10 protein-coding genes are annotated in these 13452 nt (G+C 36.6%); 4 read left to right on the top strand and 6 right to left on the bottom strand.

Annotated features, from left to right (window positions below; all coding sequences use genetic code 11):
* Positions 1-55: 55 nt before the first annotated feature.
* The gene (locus JML65_RS01500) at positions 56-1858 is read left to right on the top strand and encodes an ABC transporter ATP-binding protein (RefSeq protein WP_047485617.1); all 1803 of its coding nucleotides are present in this window, start codon (positions 56-58) and stop codon (positions 1856-1858) included.
* A gap of 56 nt (positions 1859-1914) precedes the next feature.
* Here the strand turns inward: JML65_RS01500 and JML65_RS01505 are convergent, their stop codons facing one another.
* Positions 1915-2616, bottom strand: a complete 702-nt coding sequence (locus JML65_RS01505) for a CoA transferase subunit A (protein WP_047485619.1) — start codon at positions 2614-2616, stop codon at positions 1915-1917.
* 385 nt (positions 2617-3001) lie between these two features.
* Between JML65_RS01505 and JML65_RS01510 the strand changes: the two genes are divergently transcribed.
* Positions 3002-4540: a membrane-binding protein gene (locus JML65_RS01510; RefSeq protein ID WP_115917269.1), complete on the top strand. Its 1539-nt coding sequence runs from the start codon at positions 3002-3004 to the stop codon at positions 4538-4540.
* A 177-nt stretch (positions 4541-4717) separates the two neighbouring features.
* On the opposite strand, the gene JML65_RS01515 is transcribed toward JML65_RS01510, so the two are convergent.
* Positions 4718-7456 carry a fibronectin type III domain-containing protein gene (locus JML65_RS01515; RefSeq protein WP_202269694.1) on the bottom strand — a complete coding sequence of 913 codons (2739 nt, stop codon included), beginning with the start codon at positions 7454-7456 and terminating at the stop codon, positions 4718-4720.
* A gap of 292 nt (positions 7457-7748) precedes the next feature.
* Between JML65_RS01515 and rplS the strand changes: the two genes are divergently transcribed.
* Positions 7749-8105, top strand: coding sequence for a 50S ribosomal protein L19 (rplS, locus tag JML65_RS01520; RefSeq protein ID WP_047485623.1), 357 nt, complete (start codon positions 7749-7751; stop codon positions 8103-8105).
* Between the two features lie 84 nt (positions 8106-8189).
* Here the strand turns inward: rplS and JML65_RS01525 are convergent, their stop codons facing one another.
* Positions 8190-8633, bottom strand: coding sequence for an SRPBCC family protein (locus tag JML65_RS01525; protein ID WP_202269695.1), 444 nt, complete (start codon positions 8631-8633; stop codon positions 8190-8192).
* 151 nt (positions 8634-8784) lie between these two features.
* Positions 8785-9567: an AraC family transcriptional regulator gene (locus JML65_RS01530; protein ID WP_202269696.1), complete on the bottom strand. Its 783-nt coding sequence runs from the start codon at positions 9565-9567 to the stop codon at positions 8785-8787.
* A 75-nt stretch (positions 9568-9642) separates the two neighbouring features.
* On the opposite strand from JML65_RS01530, the gene JML65_RS01535 reads away from it, so the two are divergent.
* Positions 9643-10785 (top strand): multidrug effflux MFS transporter, encoded by a 1143-nt coding sequence (locus tag JML65_RS01535; protein WP_202269697.1) that lies wholly within the window; start codon positions 9643-9645, stop codon positions 10783-10785.
* Positions 10786-11272: 487 nt separating this feature from the next.
* On the opposite strand, the gene JML65_RS01540 is transcribed toward JML65_RS01535, so the two are convergent.
* On the bottom strand, positions 11273-12268 hold the full coding sequence (locus JML65_RS01540; RefSeq protein WP_202269698.1) for an alpha/beta fold hydrolase: 996 nt from the start codon (positions 12266-12268) through the stop codon (positions 11273-11275).
* A gap of 85 nt (positions 12269-12353) precedes the next feature.
* Complete coding sequence (locus tag JML65_RS01545; protein WP_202269699.1) at positions 12354-13340, bottom strand: EamA family transporter; 987 nt, start codon at positions 13338-13340, stop codon at positions 12354-12356.
* Positions 13341-13452 lie beyond the last annotated feature (112 nt).

Genomic DNA, 13452 nt, shown 5'->3' on the forward strand with positions numbered 1-13452 from the left:
AATTAACAGTGTTAGTTAAAATAATATCTGTAATTTTGCAACATTATTTACTAGAATGAAAATACTTTTAAGATACCTTAAACCTTACCAATGGTTGATCATTATATCTTTGCTATTGGCAACTATTAATCAGGTTTTCTCATTATTTGCTCCGGCAATTACAGGGAATATCCTGGACCAGTTGGTCACCCATCCTAATTTTTTTGATAAAGAAAAACTCTTACCGAGAAATCTGGATGACTATTTATACGGAAACAAAATATACCATGGTGCCTTTTACTTTTTAGGATTGCTTATCGGAACAGCAATGGTAAGCAGAATTGCCAAAGCTTTTCAGGATTATGTGGTAAGTGTTATCACCCAGAAGTTTGGGGCAAAAATCTTCACAGACGGCTTAAAGCACTCCATGGCACTGCCTTATCAGGAATTTGAAGATCAAAGGAGTGGTGAAACATTATCTATTTTAACGAAAGTAAGAGAGGATTCTGTAAAATTCATCACCAATTTCATCAATATTTTCTTTGGAATCTTAGTCAGTATCATTTTCGTTTCTGTGTATGCTATCCGTTTACATTGGTCGATTATGCCGGTATATATCTGCGGAATATTTCTGATCGCATTTATCACCAATTTACTAAGTAAAAGGATAAAAAGCATTCAGAAAAATATTGTTTCTGAAACTACGGCTTTAGCGGGAAGTACAACGGAAAGTTTAAGAAATATAGAAATTGTAAAGAGTTTAGGCCTCACCAATCAGGAAGTTATCCGATTGAACAATAATACCTACAAAATTTTGGGTCTTGAGCTTAGAAAAGTTAAAAGCATCCGTTCTTTAAGTTTTATTCAGGGAACGATGGTCAATTTTCTTCAACAGCTGATCACGCTGACCTTATTATTTTTAATTTTTAAAAATGTTGTGACTCCCGGACAATACCTGTCTCTGATGTTTTATGGTTTTTTCATTTTCGGGCCGATGCAGGAAATTGGGAATATCATCATTTCTTACCGTGAAGCTGAGGCTTCTCTCTTCAATTTTGACAGTTTAATGAAAAAAAATGTGGAAGAAAAACCTCTTCATCCCAAGCAGATTGGTGCTATTGAGGAATTGGAGTTTAAGCATGTTTCTTTCAAACATCAAACGGCTCAGTATAAGGCACTGAATAATATTTCTTTTGACGTTAAAAATGGAGAAACCATTGCTTTTGTGGGACCCAGCGGTTCTGGAAAAAGTACATTGGTCAAATTACTGGTGGGACTTTACAGGCCTCAGGAAGGAAATATCTTTTATAATACCATTAATGGAAAAGAATTTGATTTTGATGAACTGAGAAATCAGATTGGTTTTGTAACTCAGGACACCCAGCTATTTGCAGGAACCATTAAAGAAAATCTTCTTTTTGTCAATCCGAAAGCTACAGAATCTGAACTGGCGGCAGCTTTGCAGAAGTCCAGCTGTACCGCATTACTGGAAAGAGCAGAAAAGGGTATCGAAACAGTGATTGGAGAAGGAGGACTGAAACTGAGTGGTGGTGAAAAACAAAGAATTGCCATTGCCAGAGCACTTTTAAGAAAACCCCATCTATTGATATTTGATGAAGCAACTTCAGCATTGGACAGTATTACTGAGGAAGAAATAACTTCTACGATAAAAGATATTTCAAAAGAAAAAGAACAAATTACCGTTCTCATTGCTCACCGTTTAAGTACGATCATGCATGCAGACAGAATTTATGTTCTTGAACGTGGGCAAATCGTGGAAACAGGATCTCACGAAAACTTAATTTCTGAAAAAGGGTTGTACTATGCCATGTGGCGACAACAAATCGGAGAAAGGAAAACGCTTATTTCACAAGCATAAAAAAATAAAGCGCTGAAAATACATTCAGCGCTTTATTTTTTTATGATAATCAGGAGTTACTCTTTAGTTCTCACTGTTCTCTGCTCTATTCTCTTTTCAAATTTTTCTCCCTGGAAAATCCTCTGGATCATGATTCCCGGAATATGAATCTGATTAGGATCCAGTTCTCCCGGTTCCACCAACTCTTCTACTTCGGCAATGGTTATTTTAGCGGCTCCCGCCATAGGGTGGTTAAAGTTTCTGGCAGATCCTTTAAAAATAAGGTTTCCGGCATGATCCCCTTTCCATGCTTTCACAATAGAAAAGTCTGCATCGTAAGCATGTTCCAGGATGTGTGGTTTTCCGTTAAATTCTTTTACCTCCTTCCCTTCTGCAACTTCAGTACCATAGCCTGCCGGCGTATAAAAAGCTGGAATTCCGGCCTGAGCTGCTCTGCATTTTTCTGCTAAAGTTCCCTGTGGAGTAAGCTCAACATCCAATTCACCTGAAAGCATCTGTCTTTCAAATTCAGCATTTTCGCCTACATAAGAAGAGATCATTTTTTTAATCTGTCTTTTGTGAAGCAATAATCCTAACCCGAAATCATCTACTCCTGCATTGTTTGAAATACAAGTCAGCTCTTTCACATCACTTTCTACCAAAGCATTGATTGAATTTTCAGGGATACCGCAAAGCCCAAACCCTCCAAGCATCAATGTCATCCCATCTTTAATTCCGTCGATGGCTTCCTTTGCATTTTTTACTCTTTTATCTATCATGAAATATTAGATTTTTCTGTTGGCTAAATTTAATAAATTTTCCCATATATATGATGATGGGAAATGATACTGAATTCCCTATTTTACCAAATGGTTCTTTTTTACTATTTAAAGCCATAAAAATCAAATTATTACTGCTAAAAACGAACAAGTCTGTTCATTTTTTTCGTATTTCTCAACAAATTGATTTATATTTGAAGCTGTAAATTCAGAAATATTATACACTATACTTCCGATGTAATTTATGTAAACACAATTTCAATGTAAAATTATTTCCCGGCAGCCCAGTCTCTGCCCTACTATCCTTTTCGACCTTATAGGCTTGTCTATTTTCAATACGAAAACACACTAATCAGCACATAAACCATAAACTTAATAAAAAAGCATGAAAAAATTATTTACGTCAGCGTTACTGGCTCTAGTACTCAGCATCAACGTATATGCACAGGAAAAAACTTATTTTGATGAAAACTGGGAAAAAACAACCCAGGCTAATATGGAATATTACCGCGAGACTACTCCCAAAGGTAAACTTACCCTCATCAAAGATTTCTATAAAAACGGAACGCTGCAAATGGAAGGTCTTGCTTCTGATACCACTCCAAACAGTGAAGTTTTCGAAGGCAAAGTAACCTGGTATACTCCTGAAGGCAAGATTATGAACTTCGTCACCTACTCCAACGGCAAACAGGTAGGTCCTTCTCAATCTTATGATGCCAGCGGAAAACTGATAGAAGATTTAGTATATAAGGCTGACGGTACGTTCAGTGGAAAATCCTTTAGCTATAAAGACCCGGAAAGTGAGTATTACTACAACTCTCTCACTCTATATGAAAACTCTACACCAACCCAAACGATTATTTATGACGAGGATATCAAAGGGATCAGATCTGAATCCATTATCAATAAAAATGGGGGCTATGAAAATAAATACTATGGTGAAAAGGGTAAGTATATTGGCAGTGCAACCTCTGAATCCGGTAGTGAAAGCACACAAGTAGAATATTACTATAACCCGATGAGGGTTTCCAAAATTGAAAAATATAAAAGCGATGGCAGCATAAAAGAAGGTGTTATCTATGGAAAGAATGGAAAAATTCTGCAGGAACAGAAAAGAAATAAAAAAGACGGCTATAAAACCACATATGATGAATCCGGAAAAAAAATAGCCCATTTAATTTATCAATACGATAAAGAAAGTGATACCTATACCCCTATGGACGGTGATGACTATCAGTTTAGCTATGATTACAGCTATATTTCAACCGTTGATGTTTATAAAAACGGACTCGTTACACTTAATAAAGTATTTGACGAAAACGGGAAGCTTTCTACGGAAACGTTGCTAAAGGACGGTTCTACCCAGGAAATTAAATACTATTCGCCGGAAGGTAAATTAAGGTCCACATTGACATATAAAGATGATTTGCCTTTTAGCGGGACTTCCTATGATGGACTTACCGAAAAACAGTATAAGGATGCCGTTTTAGTCAGCAGCAAAGTATATTATGAGGAAAAAAAACTGAAATCCGAAAAGAAATTAAACTCTAAACAGGATGCTTATGATGCAACGGTTTATGATGATAAAGGAGTAATTTTATATACCTATAACCAACCATTAAGCGAAGATGGAGACGATGATTACAGTTTTACAGCACAGGTTGTACAGTATGTAAAAGGAAAGCCGGCCAACAAATCTTCTGTAAAAGCCGGCATTCTTCAGAGTGGAAAAATCAAATTCAAATTAGCCAGCGGAGCAAGGGAGCTTGAGCGCAATGGAAAATGGATCTTATTAAAAATTTACAGTTCGGAAGGAAAACTTCTTCAGGATACTAAGATTCTGGCAGATACCGGGGAGAATTCTTTTGCTACGGATAATCAAACTTTTATTCTCGAAGAGTATTTACACCCAGATTTTGAATAACATCTCAATCACTTTATGATACGAAAAGCAGCTTCAGTTTTTGAGGCTGCTTTTTTATAAAATAAAAGGTCAGTATCCTACAAAGGTCAGGTATGATGTGCAAAACCTTTTTATTTACTGCAAAAAAACAGGCTGCCATTTCTGGCAGCCTGTTTATCTCTTATGTTAATTTCCTTTTTACTGAATAATCAATTTTAAAGTAAATAATTTTCTACCATGTACTTTCACAAAGTATACTCCTTTCGGAAGGTTTTCATTCACTAAAGAGAAACGTTGATTATTGATATTTTTTGATACATACAGCAATTCGCCTGATGCGGATACCAATTCAATTTTCTCAATCGGATAATCACTCTTAATGAAAGTAGGTTCTCCCGGTTTAGTAGGGTTTGGATATAACACTACATTCTTTTCGGTACTTCTTGTCTCCTCTGTTCCTAAAGTAGGTGAAGTCACCTGAAACTGTACTCTGTTTGAAACCTCGGTATAAGAATCATTGGTAAACATCACCATATAATAATTGCCCGGTGTGGCAGGTACTGCCGTTCCCTGAATTGTTTTTGTTCCCTGTGTAATCCCGTCAAAGTAAGTATAGGAAACAAAATTATCATCCGGAGTCTGAATATTTTGCGGATAAATTCCTAACCAGTCTTTAATAATTCCCGGAGAATCTGTCCATGATGCAGTAATACTCTCTCCAAGGGTATAAACAGGTTTGTTGGTCCATAATTCGGTAACAATGTCTCCTACTTTAAAGAATACTTTCTCCCCAATTCCGGTATAACCATCTTCCAGTAGGTACTGAGCATAATAATATCCTTTGGGAAGACCTGTAAAATTAAGAGTTCCTGATGCCGTTGTCACATAACTCCATTTTAAAGAATTTGTGGTTCCCGGAGTCTGTCCCATTTTATAGATCCCGATCCAGTCTTTCACCAGGTTGGGTCCGTTGCTGAAATTAATCACTACAGTCCCTCCTACAGGATAGGCATCAGCAGTAGTTTGCAGCTGAACTTTCGGGCCTACATAGAAGTTTTTTCTTGGGGTAATTTCCGTATATCCACCGTTGGCAAAAAAGCCTGCAAAGTACTGCCCTTTCGCAGCTAAACCATTATTGAAAGTAACCGTTCCTGCAGTCTGTCCGTTGGTATAGATAAATCCCTGTGAAGTTGTAGTGGCCGGTGTTTGTCCTTTTTTATAAAGTCCTACCCAATCCTGCTGATTTCCGGGACCTCCTGTAAAAGTGGCAACAATAGGTTCGCTTTGAGTGTATTCAGTTTTGTCTAAAGCAAATGTAGGGTTGGATACCACACTTCCTACAATTTCAAATTGTTTTACATCACTCCAGTCACTCCATTCAAGATTTCTGTCTCTGTATCTTGTTTTCACATAATAAGTACCGTTCGGGATAGAATTGGCTGCCAGCATTACTTTTGTAATATCTACTCCATCATTAAGGTTTTTGGCTTTATCCGGATTTCCGTTACCGTCTTTTCCGAACCAGTTTTCAAAATCACGGTAGACTTCTTTTTCAATGACAGAAAAATCTGCTGCTTTACTGATCAGGAACTGAGTGGTATTTAAAAGTTCCCCGTTTGAAGATGAAAATGCACTTCCATTCAATGTCAAAGGTAAGGTAATTGGACCGGTAAAAGTATTGGTAACAGATGGTTTCGCAGGTTTTGGCTGGTTCTTATATCTGTGGAAAGAATCTACCAATTCATTGTTTTTCTTAGTATATACACCTCCGATAGAGTAACATTCTACGTCTACCTTTCCGCTTTGTACATCTACTTCTACGATCTGGTACGTCCAGTCCGTTAGTGTTTTCTGAACATCATCAAAATCCTGCTCATTAGACATTCCCCAATATTGATCCCAGGCAGTTCCTCCTGAAATAATCTGATAATTCGGTGTATTTTTCAGCTGACCTCTGTGGTACAGGTGATGGTGAGCTCCTACATGCATTAAGTATTTATCAGAAGTCACTAAAAGTGGTACCGCATTATTTCTTACCCATGTAGAAATATCTCCTACATATTGTTCTGCCTGATAGGGTCTGTGGCTTAAAGAGATAATCCAGTCTACCGTAGGATCATTATTGGCTTCATTTAAAATCTGCTGCAGCCAGGTCTGTTGTGCAGCACCGGTATGCTCGGAGCTCAAACTTACAAACAATACATTTCCTGCCTGCTGAGCATAGTAATTCTCATTTCCGGAAGTGATATTCTTATATTTAATCTCATCAATATAAAAATGAGCATAATAAGAATTCATTCCTAAAGTTCCATAGGTTTCATGATTTCCTACGGTTGTCTGGATAGGCAGGTAAGGTGATAATTTGATATTCTTTTTAAAATGAACATTTTCATAATGATCCAATGTTCCTACATCTACCTGATCTCCTACCATAAACGTAAGGGCAATATTATCCGAAGGGTCGGCTGTGGCACCAAACTTTTGCTTTAATTTTTTAAAAGCATTCAAAGTAAGGGTATCATATCTTGGTTCTGCCTTGATCTGATTATCTCCCATGATAAGGAAACGGATTTTCCCATCAGCCGTTACAGGTTGCCCCGGTAAAGGAAGTGTTCTGAAATTATAAACTGCAGACTCACTGGTTCCTGTTTTTATCTTATAATAGTATTTTGTATTGGGCTGTAAGTTGGTAACTTTTGCCGTGTGATAATAGTAATTGTTATTATATCCTGTATCTGAGAAGATATTGGTTGTCCCGGTTACAGTTACATTCAGATTCGTTGGAGAATTTCCGTAAATTACGGTTGTTTCGTTATTGGAAGCTGTTTTCCAATTGACGATCATAGAATTCGGAGTAGGGTTTTGCAGATAGGGAAACAAAGCCTGCCCGAATGCCATCTGGACCGCGAAACAAAAAAAGAAGAAATAATGTTTCATAGTAGTTTAATTTTAAAATAGCATATAGAGTTTTAAATTGTAAATCAGTGTTTTAAAAATCTTTATCCTGATTTTTATTTCGGGCAAAAGTAGACTTCCCATATAAACTGTGGCTGATGGAATCTTAACGAAAATGTTAATTTTTTAACAAAAACTCAATGAAAAAATTATAGTTTTTACTACATTATTTGTTTGGTATATATAAAAACTATTTTGTACATTTGCAACCTGTTATTCAACCTCTGACGAAAAGCGTGTAAGTTGCTTAGCTTTAACATTTTATTTATTAATAATGGATTTATTAAAGTACGTACAAGACAAGTACATTACAAAAAAAGAATTCCCTGAATTCAAAGCAGGTGATACAATCACTGTGTATTACGAAATTAAAGAAGGACAAAAAACAAGAACTCAGTTCTTCAAGGGAACAGTTATCCAATTAAGAGGTGCTGGATCTACAAAAACTTTTACCATCAGAAAAATGAGTGGTGATGTAGGTGTAGAGAGAGTATTCCCTATTAACTTACCTGCACTTCAAAAAATTGAAGTTGATAGAAGAGGTAGAGTTAGAAGAGCTAGAATTTACTACTTCAGAGACCTTAGAGGTAAAAAAGCAAGAATTAAAGACGCTGCTTACAAGAAGAAATAATTCAGACAACAATACATACAAAAAGAGGCTGTTTACATACGTAGATAGTCTCTTTTTTTATACGTGATAAATATTGGGGTAATGTCACGCTGTATATGGATTTCCTTTTCCGGTTTCCAGGAATTGTTTCAGGCTTCCGGTAAATTGTATCCAGCCTTCAGAGCATATGTCGTAGCATTCAATAGCCGGGTGTAATCCCAGGTGGGTAAGATGCAGGAATACATCTGTTTCCTTCTGCTCTATCTCCCAAATTATTGTTGTACCTATCCATTCCGTCTGATTCTTTAATTCAGGAAGGGCAATCAATGAATCTTCCACATACCAGATTATTTTTGAATTGGGAACCGACTCTTCCACCCGTATTGTTTTGTGAATATTTTCCCCGAATCTTATAGTGAATACTGCACCGGCCCCTGCTGATGAGCCACTAAACATTTCAGACCACCAGAGAGGAACCTGATGGGTCAGAGCTTCATACACCTTATCTGCTGTTGTTTTCACTGCAATAATAGTACTGTAACTTTCCATAAGATTTGTATTTAATATGGTTTTGTCATACAATTTTATGCAAATTATTTTTCAACAGACTTTGCATAAGGCAAGAAATTGACCTCTTTATCAAATCTTCCACTGGCCGCTCGGAAACAAGTATGTCTTATACAGATGTTTGCTGTACATTTTACTCATTTTTCATCAGATACTGTAAAGGTGTAGACCCTGTGTGCTTTTTGAAAAACTCTATGAATGCACTATCTGATGAGAAATCTAAAATATAAGCTGCCTCTCCAATAGAATTCCCTTCCACTAAAAGTTCAATCGATCTCTGGAGACGCCATTGCTGTCTCCATTCCTGATAAGACAATCCGGTTTCTTTCTTAAAAATACGGCTTATCGTTTTTTCAACAGCGCCAATTTCTTTGGCCAGATGAGTCAACATAGGTGGTATAGAAAGTCGCAAAGTCCATTGCTCTACTGTTTTTTTTAGCCGTATGTCCTGAGGCATGATAAGCGTTAGCTTTTCTTCAGGTGCAGTAATGATTTCGTTCCAGAATACGCTTAGAATATTCTCTTTATTAAGATCAGGAGCTGTCCATTCCCAAAAGCAGATCCTTTCAATAATTTCTTTTAATAAAGAATTGACATGTAAAACTTTAAGTCCTGAGCTCATATATTTTTGAGCGTAGCTTTCATCAAAATAGATCGATCTGTACGCCACCATATTCCAAAAATTTACCCTATGAATTTCATGGGTAGGAATCCATAGCATTCTGAATGGCGGAAGAACAAACTGTCTGTCAGAAGTCGTAACCGTCATACAGCCTGAAGGAGCATACAGCAACTGGGCTTTAGCTTGATGAAAATGAAACCCGGAATCATGCAAAACCATATCCGAAGCAATCCCTATGACTTTTCCGGGGATGATATCCGCATCAAATTCCTGATCCTGTTTCAGTATAGCCATGTCCTATTTTTGATATTTTTTGTTTTTATATCATTATAAATATACGTTCAATTTTTCAAAACTTTGCAGAAAAAAATGAAAAAGACAAATCCCCTTTGGCTGATGATACTGCTGGTCATGCTTCCACAGTTTGCAGAGACTATATATAGCCCTGCTTTACCATTGGTACAGGAGCATTTTGGAGTAAAAGAAGGATCAGCTGCACTCACTATCAGTCTGTATTTCATCGCGTTTGCATTGGGAGTGGCATTCTGGGGAGTTCAGTGCGATAGGATCGGAAGGAAAAAATCATTGGAATATGGGCTTATCACCTATGGAGTAGGAACGCTGGCTGCTGTCTTCGCTCCCAACTTCACCATCTTACTTATTGCCAGGATTATTTCCGCGTTTGGAATTTCTGTAGGATCCATTGTTACCCAAACTATTCTGCGTGACAGTTATGATAAAGAGAATATCAGTAAAGTATTTTCCTGGATTGGAATAGGTTTATCCATCAGCCCGGTTATCGGCATGATTACAGGTTCTGTATTGGCTTCTACTACAGGGCATCAGGGTATTTTCATTACCTTATATCTGCTGGCTGTTTTATTTTATATCCTATCCAGAAGAAAGATATCTGAGACCCGCTATCCGGGGAAAAAAATAAATAGGAGAACTCTGACTGATCTATTAAAACGAATGCTTAAAGACCGCGAAATAATCAAATGCTGTTTATTAATTATGAGTTTTAATGTACTCTTATTTTCTTACTATGCGCTGGCTCCTTTTATTTTTAAACAGAATCATTATTCTTCCTATGCTTTTGGATACAGCAGTATTATCCTGGCTGGAGGAACGTTTATAGGGGCAAAACTTAACAGGCTTCTGTTATTAAAAAATGCATCACCCAAAACTTTAGTTAAAATAAGCACCCTGGGATCATGTATCGCTTCTACTTTTGTATGGATACTGGCAGGTAAAGGAATATACTTCTTAATCCCTTATTTTTTCATTGTCATGGCATTCAGTATTGCCATTCCCAATATCCTGAGTACAGCACTGATACAGTATAAAAATGAAACAGGAAGTGCGGGAGCCCTGCTGGGTCTTATCTACTATAGTATGATAGGAACAGGACTGGTAAGCGTTGGGTATATTCAGAACTTAGGAATTTCCTCTCTCATTTTTTCAGGAATTGGGGTCATGGCCCTATTTATATTTAGTGAGAAAAAGAATTAATCTAATGTGAAATATTATTATAAAAAAATGATTACCAGAAATATATACAAATAACAAATCCCGGTTATCAACCTGCTTACAGCTTAAAAGCTTAGAGCCTGTTTAAATTTTATTCGGGAATTCTTATATATTTTATTGATAAGACTCAATAGGTCAGTTTGAAATTATTTTTTGATTAAAAAGATCAACGCAAAGCTTATGAATAATTCCGCTTTATTTTAAGTGGGATGTATGCTTATCCATACACTTCGACGAATCAACGAAGTTGGTTCTATCCTTTGCTCCCTGAAAATATGGATAATGAAGCTAAAGCTTTGCGTTAGGAAAGCACATCATCAGTACATGATCTTTTTAATTAAAAAAATCCTTAAAGAATGTGATTGGGATAAAGATTTGAATGTTATACAAAAAATCAAATTTAGAAATAAAAAAGGCTTAGCATTTCAAACAGTAAAATATTTGAAATACTAAGCCTTTTATTTCTATCCTATTGTATAAAGTCATATAAAGCTTTAAAAAATTTAGGATAGACTTCTATATGTGGCAAATGTCCTACATTCTCAAGTTCCACAAGTTTTGAACCGGCAATCTCCTGCTGGGTTTTCTTTCCCAATTCCTGGTATTGCCCCATTTTAGGTTGAAGTGCTTTAGGAGCCCTATCCTTTCCTATTGCGGTTCTGTCCCTGGTTCCTATAATCAGTAAGGTTGGAGTCTTTATATTTTTAAATTCATAGCAAACCGGCTGGTTATAAATCATATCAGTAGTCAGGGCAGCATCCCATGCTACCTGTGGATAGTCTTTATGAAGCGTCCATCCGGCAATCAGATCCAGCCAGGGCTGATATTCATCTTTCCATTTATTGTCATAATAAAATTTCAACTGATAATTTTTATAGGTTTCGGCGGTATTTTTTAGCTCTGCCTGGTAGGCCTTATCTATGGTCTGATATCCGGCAAAGGTTTTATAATCTTCAAGCCCTATGGGGTTTTCAAGGATCAGTTTCTGAACTTTTTCCGGATATAGCAGAGTAAACCTGGTAGCTACCATCCCTCCCATTGAATGTCCCAGGACAATAACTTTATCAAGCTTCAATTCATCCAATATGGCTTTGGTATTTTCTGCCAGCTGTGAAAAAGAGAACTGATAATTCTGAGGTTTAGACGATTTACCAAATCCTATCTGATCCGGAATAATTACCCTGAACCCCCTAGCAGACAAATCTTTAGCCGTGTGTTCCCAATAGGCCCCATTAAAATTCTTCCCATGAAGAAGCATAATTGCCTTTCCATTGGGATTTTTGGGTTTTACATCCATATAAGCCATTTTTATATCATTATTCTGAGATTGTAAACTGATAAAATGGACATCGTAAGGGTATTTATATTCTGAAAGTACAGCATCTAACGGTTTTACCTGGGAAAATGCTACTCCCGGGCTAACGGTTAACACCAGCATCGCAACTATATTTCTGAAATATTTCATGAACTTTATTTTAGTTATTAAAATTAAAAAAAACCGCTTCAAAAGAAGCGGTTTTCAACTGTTATTTTTATTTAAATATTATTTTTTAAGATAATTCTGCAACGGAAATTCCCTTTTCTTTTTTGGAAGGCAGATTCATTAAAACAATGGCAAAAAGAATCAAAACGATACCTACCCATTGTATCAAAAACACTTTTTCACCCAGCAAAACAAAAGCCATCGTTACTGAAACCGGAAGTTCCAGAGAAGAAACAATACTTCCAAGTCCCAGACCGGCATTAGGGAAACCAATATTAAATAAGATTGGTGGAATAATAGTACCAAACAGTGCTAAAACAAATCCATATGTCCAGAATATTGAATAATTAAAGGAGTGTATATGCTCTGTATTTTCCGTAAAGTTTAAATACAATGATTTTAAGCCATCAAAATACATTGGGCCTATCTGCGCAAAGAATAAAAATGTGAAAACCACTATAGAACCTCCCGCCAGCATAATAATACTCTTTCTGAATACCGGAAGATGGGTAGCCAGTGTATTGGACGTAAACATCGTCAAGGTATATGAAGCAGCGGCCATTAATCCCCAGAACACTCCATGCCAATCCAGTTCTATTTCCATATTAATAAGATTAGTAGCCAGCACTGTTCCCAGCAATACGATCACTACAGAAACTACTTTTCTTGCATTAGGCAGTTTTTTTGCCAGAATACTTTCTACTACTACACTGAACCAAACCGACTGCATCAACAGTACAATAGCAATGGAAACATTGATATACTGCACAGCAATATAATAAAACAAACTTGTTCCTCCCAGGGAAGTTCCCGCAAGGATCAACATCCTTACTTCCTTAGAATTCGGTAATGATAATTTTTGTTTTGAGGTAATCGTCTGGATAAAATTCAGGATCAGCAAACCAAGCAGTCCCAATACAAACTGAGAAGTGGTAACTTCTGAGGTTGTAAAGCCATCATGATAAGCCATTTTCACAAAAGTGGCTAACATACCATATATACTAGCTCCAATTCCTACAAATAAAACACCTTTTAGTATATTTTTCTTCTTCATAATTTTTTTTACAGCCTGCAAAGTTACGACATATAAATTAAACTACCCTGCAAGCTTAATCTTAATAGATAAAATAAGATCACCACAAGCAAGCTTGTGGTGATCTCTGAAA

This window comes from Chryseobacterium sp. KMC2, from assembly GCF_016756935.1.
GTDB classification, from domain to species: Bacteria; Bacteroidota; Bacteroidia; order Flavobacteriales; family Weeksellaceae; genus Chryseobacterium; species Chryseobacterium rhizosphaerae.

Coding starts and splice junctions, on each gene's coding strand:
- JML65_RS01500 (WP_047485617.1), top strand. CDS start 56: ATGAAAATACTTTTAAGATACCTTAAACCTTACCAATGGTTGATCATT.
- JML65_RS01505 (WP_047485619.1), bottom strand. CDS start 2,616: ATGATAGATAAAAGAGTAAAAAATGCAAAGGAAGCCATCGACGGAATT.
- JML65_RS01510 (WP_115917269.1), top strand. CDS start 3,002: ATGAAAAAATTATTTACGTCAGCGTTACTGGCTCTAGTACTCAGCATC.
- JML65_RS01515 (WP_202269694.1), bottom strand. CDS start 7,456: ATGAAACATTATTTCTTCTTTTTTTGTTTCGCGGTCCAGATGGCATTC.
- rplS (WP_047485623.1), top strand. CDS start 7,749: ATGGATTTATTAAAGTACGTACAAGACAAGTACATTACAAAAAAAGAA.
- JML65_RS01525 (WP_202269695.1), bottom strand. CDS start 8,633: ATGGAAAGTTACAGTACTATTATTGCAGTGAAAACAACAGCAGATAAG.
- JML65_RS01530 (WP_202269696.1), bottom strand. CDS start 9,567: ATGGCTATACTGAAACAGGATCAGGAATTTGATGCGGATATCATCCCC.
- JML65_RS01535 (WP_202269697.1), top strand. CDS start 9,643: ATGAAAAAGACAAATCCCCTTTGGCTGATGATACTGCTGGTCATGCTT.
- JML65_RS01540 (WP_202269698.1), bottom strand. CDS start 12,268: ATGAAATATTTCAGAAATATAGTTGCGATGCTGGTGTTAACCGTTAGC.
- JML65_RS01545 (WP_202269699.1), bottom strand. CDS start 13,340: ATGAAGAAGAAAAATATACTAAAAGGTGTTTTATTTGTAGGAATTGGA.